Here is a 15,813-nt window from a genome sequence, read left to right as displayed (position 1 = left end):
ATCCGTGGATGAGCGCACCCCAGCAAGGGCAGATCGTGGCACCGGACGGCGGTTCCGTGCGGGAGTTGTTGCGGGTCACCGCACCTGTGGATCTGGGCGCGGTCGACCCGCGGTCCACGCCCGGCGTGCCGAGCGCGGCGGGGCGCGGTGAGCACCGCAAGGCCTGGGCGCGGGAGCAGGTGGAGCTTGTCGGCGGCGAGCTGGGCCGGCAGCAGGAGATGCTGTACGCGACGGCCAAGACCGGGTCGGAGCGGCCGGCCCGCCGGGTGTTGCTTGTGCTCCAGGCGATGGACTGCGGTGGCAAGGACGGCACGATCAAACGGGTGGCCGGCGCGATGAACCCGCTGGGCCTGCACATCCGCTCGTTCGGGCCGCCGACCAGCCAGGAGTTGCGGCACGACTTCCTGTGGCGGATCCGTCGGCAGTTGCCGCCGCCGGGGTACGTGGGGGTGTTCAACCGTTCGCACTACGAGGACGTGTTGATCGCCCGGGTCGGCTCGCTGGTGCCGGAGGCGACCTGGCGGGCCCGCTATGACGAGATCAACTCGTTCGAGCGGGAGCTGACCGAGGGGCGGACGACGGTGCTCAAGGTGATGCTGCACATCTCGTACGCCGAGCAGGGCAAGCGCCTGCTGGAACGGCTCAGCGACCCGCACAAGCACTGGAAGTACAACCCCTCCGACGTCGACTCCCGGGCGCACTGGGACGACTACCAGGCCGCGTACGCCGAGGCGCTCAGCCGGTGCGGCACGGACGCCGCGCCCTGGTTCGTGGTGCCGGCGGACCGCAAGTGGTACCGGGACTGGGCGGTGGCGCATCTGCTGCGTGAGACGTTCGACACCCTCGACCTGGGGTATCCGGCTGCGGATTTCGATGTCGAACGGGAGCGGGAGCGGTTGGTCGCTGGGGGAGTGGGTGCGCGTGGGACGGTCGAGATGAACAGCAGATGAACGACCGGTGAATGACGCCTGACCAGGGGTGGGCCGTCGAATTCGCGGTTCTGTCGTTTCCTAGCATTCACCGAGCGGGTGCCCGACGGGGCGCCGCCACCCTTCCACCGACGCGACGAGGTCTGTGCTGTGAAGTTTTCCTTCCGCCCCACCGAGGGCGCCTTCTACGAGCTCTTCACCAGGGCCGCGCAGAACCTGGTCCGGGGTACCGCGCTGCTCAACGAGCTGGCCCTGCCCGGCGTGGACGTGCAGTCCGTCAGCGAGCGGCTGACCGAGGTCGAGCACGACAGCGACCAGATCACCCACGACCTGTACAAGAAGATCAACTCGACCTTCATCACGCCGTTCGACAGGGAGGACATCTACCGGCTCGGCTCGCTGCTCGACGACGTCATGGACCACCTGGAAGCGGTCGGCGACCTGCTCTACCTGTACGGGCTGACCGAGCTGCCGGCGCTGCCCCGCGAGTTGCACGAGATGGTCAACGTACTCGACCAGCAGGCCAAGCTGACCGCCGACGCGATGCCGCGGCTGAAGTCGATGAAGGATCTCGAGGACTACTGGATCGAGTGCAACCGGTTGGAGAACGAGGGCGACCGGATCAACAGGCAGCTGCTCGTCCGCCTCTTCTCGGGTGAGTACGACGCGTTGACGGTGCTGAAGATGAAGGAGGTGGCCGACGAGTTGGAGGCCGCCTGCGACGCCTTCGAGCACGTCGCCAACACTGTCGAGACCATCGCGGTCAAGGAGTCCTGAACCGGTGACTCCCGAACTCATCGCCGTCCTGGCGGTGATCGCGGTGGCCCTGGCGTTCGACTACACCAACGGCTTCCACGACGCCGCAAACGCGATCGCGACAAGCGTCTCCACCCGCGCGCTGACCCCCCGGATCGCCCTGGGCCTCGCCGCGGTCGGCAACTTCATCGGCGCACACTTCGGCGCCGGGGTCGCCAAGACCGTCGGCGACGGCCTGGTCACCCTCCCCACCGGCGTGAACAGCCTCGGCGTGGTCTTCGCCGGGGTGCTCGGCGCGATCGCCTGGAACCTGATCACCTGGTACTTCGGTCTGCCCTCGTCGTCCTCGCACGCGCTCTTCGGTGGCCTGGTCGGCGCGACCCTGCTGTCCACCGGCGGCGTCGTGCAGTGGGGCAACATCGGCGAGAAGGTGCTGTTGCCGATGGTGCTCTCGCCGATCGTCGGCCTGACCCTCGGCTACCTGCTGATGCTGGCCATCCTCTGGCTGTTCCGGAAGGGCCAGCCGGGCAAGCTCAACCGGGGCTTCCGCCACGCGCAGACCGTTTCGGCGGCGGCCATGTCGGTCGGCCACGGCATGCAGGACGCCGCCAAGACCATGGGCATCGTGGTGCTGGCGCTCTACACCGGTGGTTTCCAGGAGAGCAAGACGCACATCCCGGGCTGGGTGTTCTGGACCTCGGCGACGATGCTGGCGCTGGGCACGTACGCCGGCGGTTGGCGCATCATCCGCACCCTCGGTCGTAAGATCATCGACCTGGGGCCGCCGGAGGGCTTCGCCGCCGAGACGGTCGCCAGCGCGGTGCTCTACTTCAACGCCCTGGTGCTGAAGGCTCCGATCTCCACCACCCACACCATCACCTCGGCGATCATGGGGGTGGGCGCGACCAAGCGGCTCTCCGCGGTCCGCTGGAACGTGGCCGGCAACATCGTGCTCGCCTGGATCATCACGTTCCCGGCCGCAGCGCTCATCGCCTGCGTCACCTACCTGCTGGTCCGGCCGCTCTTCGGCTGACCGGACCCGGCACCTGGACGGCCCCGGTCACCGCGACCGGGGCCGTTCGTCTCACTCGTACCGCACGCCGATCTGCTCCCGCACCGAGTCCAGCAGCGCCATCACCTCGAGGGTGACCGCGTGCGGCACGATCGGGCTCTCGGTCAGCCCGGCCGCCAGGCAGCGCTGCACCTCGATCGCCTCGTACTGGTAGCCGTTGCCCGCCTCGTCGGCGACGATCGTCTCCGGCTCCGCGCCGGCCCGGTGCACCGTGAACGAACCCGGCCGGAAGAACGGCTCCGGCAGGTCGATCCGGCCCGTGCTGCCGGTGATCGAGGCGGTCTGCCCGCTCAACCCGACAATGCCGCAGCTCAGGGTCGCCAGCGCTCCGGTGTCGTAGCCGAACAGCATGCCGGTGTTCTCGTCCGTCCCCTCCGGGCCGAGCTGTGCCCAGGACCGGATGTGCTGCGGCACGCCGAGCAGCAGGTGGGCCAGGCTGATCGGGTAGATCCCCAGGTCCAGCAGGGCGCCCCCGCCCAGCGCCGCGTCGCGCATCCGGTGGTCCGGCGGGAACGGCCCGGCCACCCCGAAGTCCGCTCGGACGCCGCTCACCGTGCCGATCGCCCCCTCCGAGATCAGCTCGACCACCCGCAGGATCATCGGATTCAGCCGCATCCACATGGCCTCCATCAGGAAGACCCCGGCGGCGCGTGCGGTGTCCACCAGTTCGGTGCTGGTGGCCAGGTCGAGGGTGAACGGCTTCTCCAGCAGCACCGCGCGCCCGGCGGTCAGGCAGGTCATCGCCGCCTCGTAGTGCGCGGAGTGCGGCGTCGCCACGTAGATCGCGTCGATCTCCGGGTCGGCGGCCAGCTCGACCCAGGAGCCGTACGCGCGCTTCGCGCCGTGGGTGTCGGCGAAGCGCCGCGCGCTCTCGACGGCGCGGGAGCCGACCGCGACCAGCTCGGCGTCCGGCACCAGCCGGAGGTCTTCGGCGAAACGGCTGGCGATGTGGCCAGTGGCGAGGATGCCCCAACGAGTCATGCCGGAACGCTAGCCGAGCCAGGTGAACCCTCCGCCGCCCGCCCAGCTCGGCTGCCCGACTGGCCGGGCAGCCGGCGAGCGCGATGTCGGGAACTAGGCTCGCGGGCATGACGATCGACAGTGCCGGCTTCGCCGCACCGGCCGCCCTGGTCGAGCACGCCCGCCGGTTCCAGGCCGAGGGTGGCATCCCGGCCACGCCGCGGGTCGCGGCCACCGTGTTGCTGCTGCGTCCGACCGACACCGACTTCGAGGTGTACGTCATCCGCCGGGTCGCCGCTATGACCTTCGGCGGGATGTACGCCTTCCCCGGCGGCGGGGTGGACCGCTCCGACTCGGAGGCACACCTGGACTGGGCGGGGCCGGCCCCGACGGAGTGGGCGGGCCGGCTCGGGGTCGCCCCGGAGGCCGCCCAGGCGGTGGTCTGCGCCGCCGCGCGGGAGGTCTTCGAGGAGGCCGGGGTGCTGCTCGCCGGCCCGAACCGGGAGACCGTTGTCGGCGACGTCAGCGGCGACGACTGGGAGGCCGCCCGGCAGGACCTGGAGGGGCGTCGGCTGGGCTTCGCGGCCCTGCTCGCCGACCGTCGGCTCACCCTGCGGTCGGACCTGCTGCTGCCGTGGAGCCGGTGGATCACCCCGGAGTTCGAGCCGCGCCGCTTCGACACGTACTTCTTCGTCGCCCTGCTGCCGGCGGGGCAGCGGACCCGCGACGTCTCCGGCGAGGCCGACCACACGCTGTGGATCCGGCCGGCGGACGCACTGACCCGGGCCCAGGCGGGCGAGCTGACCATGCTGCCGCCGACCCTTGTCACGCTGGCCCAGGTGGCGGCGGCCGGCGACCTGGCCGGCGTGGCCCGCGCGGCGGCTCATCGGGACGCCGCCACCCCCATCACTCCGCGCCTGGACCTCCCGGCCGACGGCGAGCCCCGCTTCGTGCTCGGCTGAGCCACCCGCCGCGACCGGGGCGGACGAACCCGGAAACGGCACCGGCGCCCACGCCGGGAGGGCGGGGCGCCGGTGACCGGGCGGGGTCGGCTCAGCCGAAGCGGCCGGTGATGTAGTCCTCGGTCTTCTTCACGCTCGGGTTGCTGAAGATCTTCTGGGTGTTGTCGTACTCGATCAGCCGGCCCGGGTCGCCGGTCTTCTCGATCGAGAAGAAGGCGGTCCGGTCCGACACCCGCGCGGCCTGCTGCATGTTGTGCGTCACGATGATGATCGTGAACTTGTCCTTGAGCTGGAACATCAGGTCCTCGATCGCCAGCGTGGAGATCGGGTCCAGGGCCGAGCACGGCTCGTCCATCAGGACGACCTGCGGCTCGACCGCGATGGTCCGGGCGATGCAGAGCCGCTGCTGCTGACCGCCGGAGAGGCCCGCGCCGGGCTTGCCCAGCCGGTCCTTCACCTCGTCCCACAGGTTCGCCGAGCGCAGCGCCTTCTCGGCCGCGTCCTCCAGGATCGACTTCTTCCGGACGCCGTTGAGCTTCAGCCCGGCCACGACGTTCTCGAAGATGCTCATCGTGGGGAACGGGTTCGGCCGCTGGAAGACCATGCCGATGGTGCGCCGGACCGCTGTGACGTCCACGTCCCGGTCGTAGATGTCCTGGTCGTCGATGGTCAGGCTGCCCTCGACCCGAGCCCCCGGCAGCACCTCGTGCATCCGGTTGATCGACCGCAGGAACGTCGACTTGCCGCAACCGGACGGCCCGATCAGGGCGGTGACCGTCTTCGGCTCGACAGTCAGGTTGATGTTCTCGATCGCCTTGAAGCCGCCGTAGTACGCGGTGACGTTCGAGGCGGAGACGCGCTTGGCCATGGTGGTACCTCCGGGGTTCATCGGCTGAGCCTGTTGCGACGGGCCAGCAACTTCGCCGCGATCGTCAGGATGAGCACGAGGGCGACCAGGGTGAGTGCCGCGGTCCACGCCCGTGCCGGTGCGTACTTCGACGCGTCACCGGCCTGCTGGTAGACGAAGAGGGACAGCGACGACTGGTTGTTCTCGAAGGGGTTGGTGTTGATCGCGGCGCCGCCGCCGGCGACAAGCAGCACCGGCGCGGTCTCGCCGGCCGCCCGGGCGATGGCGAGCATGACGCCGGTGACGATGCCGGGCAGCGCCGTCGGCAGGACCACCCGCAGGATGGTCTTCCACTTGGGTACGCCGAGCGCGTAGGCGCCCTCGCGCAGTGGCGCCGGGACGAGGCGGAGCATCTCCTCGGTGGACCGGACGATGGTGGGCAGCATGAGCACGCTCAGCGCGAGCGCGGCGGCGAAGCCGGAGAAGCTGGGCCGGCCGTCGTTGAACCACGGCGACACGATCAGCACCCAGAACGCCAGCACGAAGAGGCCGGAGACGATCGACGGGATGCCGGTCATCACGTCCACGAAGAACCGGATCGCGAAGGCGAACTTGCCCCGGCCGTACTCGACGATGTAGATCGCGCAGAGGATGCCGAGCGGCACGGTGATCAGGGTGGCGATGCCGACCTGCTCCAGCGTGCCGACGATCGCGTGGTACGCGCCGCCGTTGGCGTCCCGGGCCCCGATGTTGTTCATCGAGGTCTGGAAGAAGTTGCCGTCCAGCCGCTCGCTGCCCTTGCTGACAAGCGTCCAGACCACCGAGATGAGCGGCAGCACCGCCAGCACGAAGGCGGAGTGGATCAGTGCGCTCCAGGTGCGGTTGCGGGCCGACCGACGCCCCTCGACGACGTTGGCGGCGACGAAGAGCCCGGTCAGGTAGAGCACCCCGCCGAGGACGACCACGAGGACCGGGCCGCCGATGTCGGTGCCGTAGACGAGCGCGGCCGAGAGCGCCAGGGCCGCCACGGCGATGGCCGGGGCGGCGTACCAGGGCAACCGTCGGGCCCGCAGCGAGGTGGGCTGCGCCGGCGGGCGGGTGCGGTGGGAGGTGACGGTTGTGGTCATGCGGCCGACTCCGTGAACTCCCGGCGGCGGTAGATGATCGCCCGCGCCGTGATGTTGACGATCAGCGTGATGGTGAACAGCACCAGGCCGGAGGCGATCAGCGCGCCCCGGCCGGTCTCGTTCGCCTCGCCGAACGCGTTGGCGATGTTGGCGGCGATGGTGTTGCCGCCGTTCTGGATCAGGTTGAACGAGATGCCGAACGTGATGCCGAGGGTGAGCGCCAGGGCGATGGTCTCGCCGAGGGCCCGGCCGAGGCCGAGCATCATCGCGGCGATGATGCCGGGGCGGCCGTACGGGAGCACCGCGGTGCGGAGCATCTCCCAGCGGGTGGCGCCCAGGGCGAGGGCGGCCTCCTCGTTCGCGGTGGGCGTCTGGAGGAACACCTCGCGGGAGAGCGAGGTGATGATCGGCAACACCATGATCGCGAGCACCAGGGCGCCCAGCATGACGGACGCCCCGAAGGGGCCGTCGCCACCGAAGAGCGGGATCCAGCCGAAGTGCTGGTTCAGCCAGACGGAGAAGTCCCGGACCGGGCTGCTGAAGACGTCCCGCCCCCACAGCCCGAAGACCACGCTCGGCACGGCGGCCAGCAGGTCGACAAGGAAGCCGAGCGCGGTGCCCAGCCGGCGCGGCGCGTAGTGCGACAGGTAGAGCGCGATGCCGAGTGCCACCGGCACCGCGATGAGCAGCGCGAGCGCCGAGCTGAGCACGGTGCCGAAGGCGAGCGCGCCGATGCCGAACTTCGGCTGTGTCTCGTTGGGGGACCAGCCCTCGTAGGACCAGAAGTTCTCGGTGTTGGCGCGTAGGGCCGGCACCGCCTTGGCGACCAGGAAGATCGCGATGGCGGCGATGATGACCAGAACGGCGGTGCCGGCGGCCAGAGTGAGACCGCGGAAGGCCCGCTCGGCGCCGAACTTGCGGCTGCGCGGCAGCGCGCCGCCGCCGCCCAGCCCGGTGCCGCCCGGGGAACGGGTGCTGACTGGTGCCTCGGCCACACGCGCCGAGGCACCGGCGGGCCACTCGTGACTCTGGGTCACGCGCGTCCCGCCGGTGCCGGCGTCGGCCGAGCGGTGAGGGGTTTCACCCATCTGCTCGCTCGATTCGGTTGCGGAGGTGTGGAATCGGGTCAGGAGAGGTTCTTGACCGCGGTCTCGACCTTGGTGCGGACCGTCTCCGGCAGCGGGGCGTAGCCCAGCTCCGTCATGGCAGCCTGGCCCTCGGCGCTGGCGGCGTAGCCCAGCAGGCCCTTGACCAGCGGCAGCTTGTCGGCCGGGAGACCCTTGCTGCAGACGATCTCGTACGTCGCCAGGACGATCGGGTACGCCCCGGCCTCCTTGGTGTTGTAGTCGATCTTCAGCTTGAGGTCGTCGCCCTGACCCTCGATGGCAGCGCCGGCGATGGTCTTGCCAGCCGCCTCGGCGGTCAGCGCGGCGAACTCGCCGCTGCCGTTGCCGATCTTCGACATCTTCAGACCGGCGTTCTCGGCGAACGACCACTCCATGTAGCCGATGGAGCCGTCAGCGCCCTTGACCCGGCTGGCCACGCCGTCCGAGCCCTTGGCGCCGGTGCCGCCCGGGGCCTTCCACGCCTTGGCGTTGCCCAGGGTCCAGTCGCTCTCGGCGGTCTTCGAGAGGTACTTGGTGAAGTTGTCGGTGGTGCCCGACTCGTCCGAGCGGTGGACGGTCTGGATCGTGGTCGCCGGGAGCTTGGCCTCCGGGTTGTCGGCCTTGATCGTGGCGTCGTCCCACTTGGTGACCTTGCCGGCGAAGATCTTCGCCAGGGTGGCCGGCTTGAGCTGGAGGTTGTCCACGCCGCTGACGTTGTAGGCGACGGCGACCGGGCCGATCACCATCGGCAGGTGGATGGCCTTGCCACCGACGCACTTGGCGTCGGCCTGCGGCTGCTCCTCCGGCTTGAGCGCGGAGTCGGAGCCGGCGAAGTCGGCGGTCCCGGCGATGAACGCCTGGATGCCGGCGCCCGAGCCGGAAGCCTCGTAGTTGATCGTGGTGCCCTGGCACTTCTGCTGGTACGCCTTGATCCACTCGGCCATGGCGTTCTTCTGTGCCGACGAGCCCTGGGCGTTCAGCGTGCCGGTAGCGCAGTCGACCGCGGCGGCCGAGCCCGGAGCGCTTGCGCCGGAGGCGGGCTCGTTGTTGTCCGAGCCGCATGCACTGAGGCCGAGCGTCGCGGCAAGAGCGAGGCAGGCAATAGTGCCGTACCGCTGGAGCTTCACCTGAGGGGTTTCCCTTCGCGTCTGACTTGGCGCCCCGATCCCGGGGCCCGAGGACCGGCACTGACCGGCTGACACGAAAGTTAGAAGTGCCAGGTAGCCGGTTCGCCGGTCGCAAATGAACGCGAGGTGAACACGTACGGCCGTCGAGGTGACCGCTTGCTGAGGGTGAGTTGTCCGCTAAGTGAACCCGGATGCACCTGTCGGAAGTATGGGGATATTTCCGGTTCGCTGTTATGCCGCCGACGCCCGGCCGTTATCCACCGGTGACCCGGCCGGAGCGACGGCCGGCGGGTCAGCCCAGGTGGTAGTTGATGTGCGCGGACCAGCGGGCGAAGCCCAGCCGCTCATAGAGCGCGACGGCGCCGGCGTTCGACTCGTCCACGTAGAGCATCACCCGGTCCAGGCCCCGCCGGTCCCGCAGGTACGCCAGCCCGGCCGTGGTCAGGGCCCGGCCGAGCCCGCCGCCGTGCGCGGTCGGCTCCACGCCCAGCACGTACACCTCGCCGATCCGGGCCGACCCCGGGCGCTCGTGCACCTTGGTCCAGTGGAAGCCGAGCAGTCGACCGGTTGCGGTCTCCTCGGCGAGCAGGAAACCGGCCGGGTCGAACCATGGCTCGGCGAGGCGGACGCGCAGGTCGTCCGAGGTCCACCGCCCCTGCTCGGGGTGCTCGGCGAAGGCGCGTGAGTTGAGGGTCAGCCAGGCCGAGTCGTCCGCCCCGGGCCGGAACGCGCGCAGCGCCACCCCGTCGGGCAGGCGCGGCTCGCCCAGCGGGGCGGCCAGGGGCCGGCGCAACTGCCAGAGCACCCGCGCCCGGGTGAACCCGAGATCGACGCCGAGCGCCGCGGCCGACGGGTGGTCGCCGTGCGCCCACGCCCGCAGCGGCCCGGTGGCCGAGGCGAGCACGCCCCGGGCCAGCGCGCGACCGGTGCCCCGCCGCCGGTACGCGGGGTGCACCACCAGCTCGACCCCGATCCCGCCGACCGGGTCGGTGGTGTCCAGGTGCGCGTACCCGGTGAGGGTGCCGTCGTCGGCGCGGGCGATCAGGTGCAGCGCCGGGGCGTCCGGGTCGCGGAGGCGGAGCAGGACGTGCTCGTCCAGCGGATCCGCGCCGTCGGTGTCGCCCGCGAGGCTGGCGAGGGCCAGTATCTCGCCGATCTCCGCCGGTGCCAGTCGGTCGGTCCGGGTCACCTGGTCGCTGGTCGGCTCCGCGCTGCTCATTCCGTCACCGTATCCGCTGCGTGTCGCGACGCCCGGACCGTCGCCGAGTAAAAGCCAGGCCTCAGGTCGGGTCGGTGGGCAGTGCCTCCAGCTCGAACCGCGAGGTCAGGTCGGGCAGGATCCGGCGCAGCGCGTCCACCGTGCCCTGCCGGTTCCCGCCGGCGTCGTGCAGCAGCACCACCGAGCCCGGTTGGGCCTGCGTCAACACGGTCGCGGTGATCTTTCCGGCGCCGGGCAGTTCCCAGTCCGACGGGTCCACCGACCAGTGCAACGGGGTCATGCCGAGTTGCCGGGCCACCGACACCACGGGGTACGTCCAGGCGCCGCCCGGCTGGCGGTACCAGACGATCGGCGCGTTCGGCACCGCCGCCCGGATCGCCTCGTTGGTGCGCAGGAGGTCGGAGCGGATCGCGTCGGCCGATCGGGTGCCCAGGCCGACGTCGTGGTGCCACGAGTGGTTGCACAGGGTGTGCCCCTCGTTGACGATCGCCTGGATCAGGTCGGGGTGGTTCTGCGCGTTCTCGCCCACCACGCAGAACGTGGCGTGCACGTTGTACTCGCGCAGCAGGGCGAGGACCTGTGGGGTGTAGCGCGGGTCGGGCCCGTCGTCGAAGGTGAGCGCGAGTCGTGCGGAGCCCGAGGTGGCGTGCGCGCCGAACAGGTTGTCGGTGCCCGCGTCCGGTTCGGAACCCTCCTGACCGGTCTCGGCGGGGCCACTGCCGGGGCTGGGGGTGCCGGCGCTCGGGGTGCCGCTGGGCTCGCCGCCGCTAGGCTGGTCGGCGTAGTGCGGCCCGTCGACGCTTGTCGTGGCCCCGGTGGAGTGCCCCGGAACCTGGTCGGGGACGAGACTGCGGCCCAGCGCGTACGCCGAGCCGAGCAGTGCCGCCAGCACCACCGTCACGATCCCGGCCGCCCTCGCGGTCGAGTTGCCCGGCGTCATGGCGTCTGCCCGGCTGGCCGGTCAGTCCGGCCCGTCGCCCCCGTGGTCACTGCGCGCACAGCCGCCCCCTTCTCCGACAAACCCGGCAGTCAGAATAGGACTGCCAAGCCGCGCAAAAAGGGCATATGGGAAATCGCTCGGGGCGACCCCCCGATCAGACAGGCAGCGGCGCGTGCTCCGCCTCGGGCAGCGATCGCGACGGCGGAACGACGAACTTGTAGCCGACCTGGCGAACGGTGCCGATCATCGACTCGTACTCCGAGCCGAGCTTGGCGCGCAGCCGCCGGACGTGCACGTCCACAGTGCGGGTGCCGCCGAAGTAGTCGTAGCCCCAGACCTCGCGCAGGAGCTGGTCCCGGGTGAACACCCGACCCGGGTGCTGGGCCAGGAACTTCAACAGCTCGAACTCCTTGTAGGTGAGGTCGAGCGGGCGACCCTTGAGCTTGGCCGCGTACGTGTCCGGGTCGATCGTCAACTCGCCCGCCCGGATCGAGCCGCCGGCGCCGGCGGTCGCGTTGCTCAGCCGGCCCACCGCCAGCCGCAACCGTGCCTCGACCTCGGCGGGGCCGGCCGAGGCGAGGATGACGTCGTCGACGCCCCAGTCCGCGTTCAGCGCGATCAGGCCGGCCTCGGTCACCACCGCGACGAGCGGCACGCCGAGCCCGGTGGCGTGCAGCATGCGGCAGGTCGCGCGGGCCTCGCTCAGCTCCGATCGGGCGTCCACCATCACCGCGTCCGGGCTGGGGCCCGCGACCAGTGTGCGAACGTCACGCGGCGCGGTGCGGACCGAGTGCGGCAGCAGGTCGAGCGCCGGCAGCACAGCCGACGGTTCGCCTGCGCGCGCGGTCACCAGCAACAGGATCTCCACGATCACCTCCGTCCCGGCGGCTCTCGGCCGCACGCGACCAGACACACTCACGAGGGAGCGCGCTGAGAAATTGCGTGGTCCCGGCGTCGCTGACGGGCGGGGTAACGGGTTGAGCGTAACCGATCGCCTCGGCCGCGCCGTCAGGCCATTTCCCGTTTGTCTACCTTGCCCCTGATCGTGGCCCAGGTTTTAACGTTGTTGAAACCCGTGACCACCGCCTCGGGCCGTTGGTCTGGCACGATCGGGTCGTGTTTTCCTCCACGTCGCCCGAGGCCGGCCGCGAATCGTGGCCCGCCGGACCCCACCCGGGTCCGGCCGCCACACCGACCCGCGGCCAACCGCCCGCGCCGCGTACCGGCCCGGCCACCACCGACGGCGATCGCCGCGGACGGGGTGGGCCCCGTCGGGCCCGCCGCGCCGGTGAGCCGGCCCGCCGATCCGAGGACGAGGTCGACGAGCCGGAGGAGGAGGTCGTACCCCCGGTCGAGGTGCGTCGCCAGTTGGCGGTGGCCATCGCCGGCTTCGCCGCGCTGCTCGGTGTCGGCCTGGTGCTCGGCGCGCAGACGTCGGGACCCGGTCACCGCCTGCCGTTCGCCTTCATCATCTTCGGCGTCCAGTTGCTGTTCGTGCTGGCCTGGACCATGGCCATGCGACCGCCCGCGCTGCTGGTGGTCGCCGGGGTCAGCGCCACCGTCGCGGCGCTCGTCGACATCGCCGCGGTGCAGACCGACGTCGCCGGCCTGGCGCCGCTGGGCTACCTGGCCGCCGGCGGGTTCCTCGCCGCGGTGCTCGGCCAGTTGGTCCGTCGGGTCGACCGGGTCCGGGTCACCGACTCACTCGGCGCCACGCTGCTCATCGTGGTCGGGGTGGTGGCCTTCGCCACCCTGATCGTGCTCAGCCGGATTCCGGCCGGCACCCAGGCGATCACCGTCTGCCTGTCCGCGAGCGGCGTCGCGCTGACCGTCGCCCGGTTGACCGACGCCGTGCTGCCCTGGCCCCGGCTGGCTCCGCAGGTGCCACGGGGCGCCGCCGGTGTGGTGGCCGGCGCGATGGTCGGCACGCTCACCAGCGCACTCCTGGGCAGCTACCTGGTGGCTCCCTTCACGCCGACCCGGGCCGCCGTGATCGGCCTGGTCGCGGCCGTCACCGCCGTCCTCTCCGATCTCGCCGTGGGGTATGCGGAGGCGGGCCGGCTGATGGCCGGCGAGACACCCACGATGTGGGTGGCCCGGCACATGCAGGGTCCGCTCGGCGGCTTCGCCCTCGCGGCGCCGGCCGCGTACGCCATGTGCATGCTCTTGCTCTGAGTCACGGTTGAGCCCGGAGTCGGTCGGGTACCTATGGGTGCGCCGCGCTGCGGCACCGGCACGGACGACCCGTCACATCGCGACGGGCCCAAGACAGGAGGCGGCGTGGCGCAGGAGCATCCGGCGAGTGAGGTCCGTCCCCGGCGACGTGGTCGCAAGGTGCTCATCACCCTGGCCGTCCTGCTGGTGCTGCTGGCGGGGCTGCTGGTGGTGGCGGACCGGGTGGCGGTCGGGGTGGCCGAGCGGCTCATCGCCGACCGTGTCCAGCAGGAGATCACCAAGCAGGGCGCGCAGTCCACCGAGCCGGACGTGGAGGTCGCCGGAGTTCCGTTCCTCACCCAGGTGCTCGACGGCCGCTATCAGCGGATCTCGATCAAGCTGCGGGACGTGCAGGCCCCCGTCGAGGGCGACGCCGTGCGGTTGCCGGTGTTGAACGTGGACGCTCGCAACGTGCGCGCCTCGCTGGACACGCTGCGCAGCGGCCAGGGGGACGTCGTCGCGGACACCGTCAACGGCACCGGCACGATCAGCTACGAGAGCCTCGCCGCGCTGCTGAAGCGCCCGGGGCTCACCCTCGGCGAGCAGAACGGCAAGCTCGCCGTCACCGGCCCGGCCGACATCCTCGGTCAGAAGATCACGATCAGCGGCACCGCCGACGTCACAGTCGCCGACAACGGCGCGGTCGCCCTGCGGTTCAACGACCTGGACGCGGCGGGTCTGCCGAACCTGCCGCTGGCCCGCACCTTCCTGAACAACTTCGCGAAGAGCATCTCCATCGACGTGCCCCTGCCGGACCTGCCGTTCCAGCTCGCCGTCCGGGAGGTCCGTCCACTGCCGGAGGGGCTGGCGGTCACCGCCGACGCGAAGAACGTACCGATCAATTCCGCCAGCTGAGTGGGGGACCCGGGTCGCCCGGCGGCCCGGGTCGTTCCCGGATGGTGGTCGGCTCAGTGGCAGCACGGTCACCGGCTGGTAGGCTCCCTGCTCATGGGGACCCACCTCACCAAACGGCGCGCGGTCGACCTGTGTCGCGTGGCCACCTGCCTGTGTCGCCCCGTCATCTGACGGCGGGGCTGTCTCCGGCCGCCTGACGGCGGCCACCGGCACAGGGTTCTCGCACCCTCCGGTAATCCCACCGAACGCCCGGCAGCGGCGCCGTCGCACGAACCCGTGATCCCGTCCTTCCGCTGGGTCCCGCGCGTGGTGCGACAGTTACACCCATCGATACTCACGCGTTGGCTCACCATCCATCCTCACCAGGGAGTGATTCGATGAGTCGCGACACCGCACTCGTTTCGGCCGAGTGGGCCGAGAAGAACCTCGACGCCCCGGGCGTCGTCTTCGTCGAGGTCGACGAGGACACCTCGGCCTACGACACCGGCCACATCGCCGGCGCCATCAAGATCGACTGGAAGACCGACCTCCAGGACCAGGTCCGCCGGGACTTCGTCAACAAGACCCAGTTCGAGGCGCTGCTCTCCGAGCGGGGCATCAGCAACGACGACACCGTCATCCTCTACGGCGGCAACAACAACTGGTTCGCCGCGTACGCCTACTGGTACTTCAAGCTCTACGGCCACCGCGACGTGAAGCTGCTCGACGGCGGTCGCAAGAAGTGGGAGCTGGACGCCCGCCCGCTTGTCACCGACACGGTGGCCCGCCCGGCGACGCAGTACGTCGCGCAGGAGCCGGACACCTCCATCCGGGCGTTCCGCGACGAGGTCGTCGCCGCGATCGGCACCAAGAACCTTGTCGACGTGCGCAGCCCCGACGAGTTCGCCGGCCGGCTGCTCGCACCCGCCCACCTGCCCCAGGAGCAGGCGCAGCGGGCCGGCCACATCCCCACCGCGATCAGCGTCCCGTGGTCCAAGGCGGCAAACGAGGACGGCACCTTCCGCTCCGACGACGAGCTGCGCCGGATCTACGGCGACGCGGGCCTCGACGACGGCAAGGAGACCATCGCCTACTGCCGCATCGGTGAGCGCTCCTCGCACACCTGGTTCGTGCTCCAGGAGCTGCTGGGCCACCGCAACGTCAAGAACTACGACGGCTCCTGGACCGAGTACGGCTCGCTGGTCGGCGTGCCGGTCGCGCTCGGCGACGAACCCGGGGAGGCCTGATCATGACCCTTCCCACCGCCGCTGGTTGCGCCGCGCCCGACCAGGCCGCGCCGCTGCCGGCCAGCCTGGACCTGGAGAAGGAAACCGTCATCACCGGCATCGTCCGCTCCGCTGAGGACGAGCCGGTGCCGGGCGCGTACGTCCGGCTGCTCGACTCGACTGGCGAGTTCACCGCCGAGGTGGTGACCTCGGCCGCCGGCCAGTTCCGGTTCTTCGCCGCGCCGGGTTCCTGGACGCTGCGGGCCCTGTCCCGGCACGGCAACGGCGACACCGCCGTCACCGCCGGTCGGGGTGTCAACGAGGTCGCCGTCACTGTCGCCTGACCCACTGCTCTGATCGACCGGGGCCGGCCACCCACCGGGGTGGCCGGCCCCGGTCGTCGCACCACGTCCGGGCGGCTCCGCTGCTGCCCGCGGCGATGCCGGTGCGGACCGCGAAATCCATCGGTGTGCGTCACTATCTATAGGTGAAAA

At 70.9% G+C, this 15,813-nt stretch carries 17 protein-coding genes; 9 read left to right on the top strand and 8 right to left on the bottom strand.

Annotation, left to right across the window (positions count from 1 at the left end; translation table 11 throughout):
- Positions 1-8 precede the first annotated feature (8 nt).
- The 3 genes from ACQPWW_RS31875 (at position 9) to ACQPWW_RS31865 (ending at position 2,718) form a co-directional block, all read left to right on the top strand.
- Entirely contained in the window at positions 9-950 is a 942-nt protein-coding gene (locus ACQPWW_RS31875) for a PPK2 family polyphosphate kinase (protein ID WP_433127515.1), read from the top strand.
- A gap of 129 nt (positions 951-1,079) precedes the next feature.
- The gene (locus tag ACQPWW_RS31870; protein ID WP_053655020.1) at positions 1,080-1,706 is read left to right on the top strand and encodes a DUF47 domain-containing protein; all 627 of its coding nucleotides are present in this window, start codon (positions 1,080-1,082) and stop codon (positions 1,704-1,706) included.
- 4 nt (positions 1,707-1,710) lie between these two features.
- Positions 1,711-2,718 (top strand): anion permease, encoded by a 1,008-nt coding sequence (locus ACQPWW_RS31865; RefSeq protein ID WP_433127514.1) that lies wholly within the window; start codon positions 1,711-1,713, stop codon positions 2,716-2,718.
- Positions 2,719-2,769: 51 nt separating this feature from the next.
- Here the strand turns inward: ACQPWW_RS31865 and ACQPWW_RS31860 are convergent, their stop codons facing one another.
- Positions 2,770-3,738, bottom strand: coding sequence for a Gfo/Idh/MocA family protein (locus tag ACQPWW_RS31860; RefSeq protein ID WP_433127513.1), 969 nt, complete (start codon positions 3,736-3,738; stop codon positions 2,770-2,772).
- 107 nt (positions 3,739-3,845) lie between these two features.
- Between ACQPWW_RS31860 and ACQPWW_RS31855 the strand changes: the two genes are divergently transcribed.
- The gene (locus ACQPWW_RS31855) at positions 3,846-4,679 is read left to right on the top strand and encodes an NUDIX hydrolase (RefSeq protein ID WP_433127512.1); all 834 of its coding nucleotides are present in this window, start codon (positions 3,846-3,848) and stop codon (positions 4,677-4,679) included.
- Between the two features lie 91 nt (positions 4,680-4,770).
- Here ACQPWW_RS31855 and pstB read toward each other — a convergent pair whose 3' ends face one another.
- The 7 genes from pstB to ACQPWW_RS31820 form a co-directional block, all read right to left on the bottom strand.
- On the bottom strand, positions 4,771-5,547 hold the full coding sequence (pstB, locus tag ACQPWW_RS31850; protein WP_099848932.1) for a phosphate ABC transporter ATP-binding protein PstB: 777 nt from the start codon (positions 5,545-5,547) through the stop codon (positions 4,771-4,773).
- A 17-nt stretch (positions 5,548-5,564) separates the two neighbouring features.
- Complete coding sequence (pstA, locus tag ACQPWW_RS31845) at positions 5,565-6,653, bottom strand: phosphate ABC transporter permease PstA (protein WP_433127511.1); 1,089 nt, start codon at positions 6,651-6,653, stop codon at positions 5,565-5,567.
- A complete protein-coding gene (gene pstC, locus ACQPWW_RS31840) occupies positions 6,650-7,741 on the bottom strand; it encodes a phosphate ABC transporter permease subunit PstC (RefSeq protein ID WP_433127510.1) in 1,092 nt (363 codons plus the stop codon). Before pstC ends, pstA begins: the two co-directional genes overlap by 4 nt.
- A 38-nt stretch (positions 7,742-7,779) precedes the next feature.
- Positions 7,780-8,886 (bottom strand): phosphate ABC transporter substrate-binding protein PstS, encoded by a 1,107-nt coding sequence (pstS, locus tag ACQPWW_RS31835; RefSeq protein ID WP_433127509.1) that lies wholly within the window; start codon positions 8,884-8,886, stop codon positions 7,780-7,782.
- A 292-nt stretch (positions 8,887-9,178) separates the two neighbouring features.
- Complete coding sequence (mshD, locus tag ACQPWW_RS31830; protein ID WP_433127508.1) at positions 9,179-10,105, bottom strand: mycothiol synthase; 927 nt, start codon at positions 10,103-10,105, stop codon at positions 9,179-9,181.
- Positions 10,106-10,166: 61 nt separating this feature from the next.
- Positions 10,167-11,045 (bottom strand): polysaccharide deacetylase family protein, encoded by an 879-nt coding sequence (locus ACQPWW_RS31825; protein WP_433127507.1) that lies wholly within the window; start codon positions 11,043-11,045, stop codon positions 10,167-10,169.
- A 154-nt stretch (positions 11,046-11,199) separates the two neighbouring features.
- On the bottom strand, positions 11,200-11,919 hold the full coding sequence (locus tag ACQPWW_RS31820; RefSeq protein WP_181518701.1) for a winged helix-turn-helix transcriptional regulator: 720 nt from the start codon (positions 11,917-11,919) through the stop codon (positions 11,200-11,202).
- Positions 11,920-12,161: 242 nt separating this feature from the next.
- On the opposite strand from ACQPWW_RS31820, the gene ACQPWW_RS31815 reads away from it, so the two are divergent.
- From ACQPWW_RS31815 to ACQPWW_RS31795, 5 genes are all read left to right on the top strand, one after another.
- Positions 12,162-13,220, top strand: coding sequence for a hypothetical protein (locus tag ACQPWW_RS31815; protein WP_433127506.1), 1,059 nt, complete (start codon positions 12,162-12,164; stop codon positions 13,218-13,220).
- A gap of 105 nt (positions 13,221-13,325) precedes the next feature.
- Positions 13,326-14,114, top strand: coding sequence for an LmeA family phospholipid-binding protein (locus ACQPWW_RS31810; RefSeq protein ID WP_433127505.1), 789 nt, complete (start codon positions 13,326-13,328; stop codon positions 14,112-14,114).
- A gap of 93 nt (positions 14,115-14,207) precedes the next feature.
- Entirely contained in the window at positions 14,208-14,285 is a 78-nt protein-coding gene (locus tag ACQPWW_RS31805; RefSeq protein ID WP_310503780.1) for an Ms5788A family Cys-rich leader peptide, read from the top strand.
- A 206-nt stretch (positions 14,286-14,491) separates the two neighbouring features.
- Positions 14,492-15,340, top strand: a complete 849-nt coding sequence (locus ACQPWW_RS31800; protein WP_357808000.1) for a sulfurtransferase — start codon at positions 14,492-14,494, stop codon at positions 15,338-15,340.
- A 2-nt stretch (positions 15,341-15,342) separates the two neighbouring features.
- The gene (locus ACQPWW_RS31795) at positions 15,343-15,663 is read left to right on the top strand and encodes a DUF1416 domain-containing protein (protein WP_355027592.1); all 321 of its coding nucleotides are present in this window, start codon (positions 15,343-15,345) and stop codon (positions 15,661-15,663) included.
- Positions 15,664-15,813: the final 150 nt, after the last annotated feature.

The organism is Micromonospora sp. CA-240977, assembly GCF_050942285.1.
GTDB lineage: Bacteria > Actinomycetota > Actinomycetes > Mycobacteriales > Micromonosporaceae > Micromonospora.
Note: the sequence above shows the minus strand (reverse complement) of the source record. Positions and strands in the feature narration are given on the sequence as shown.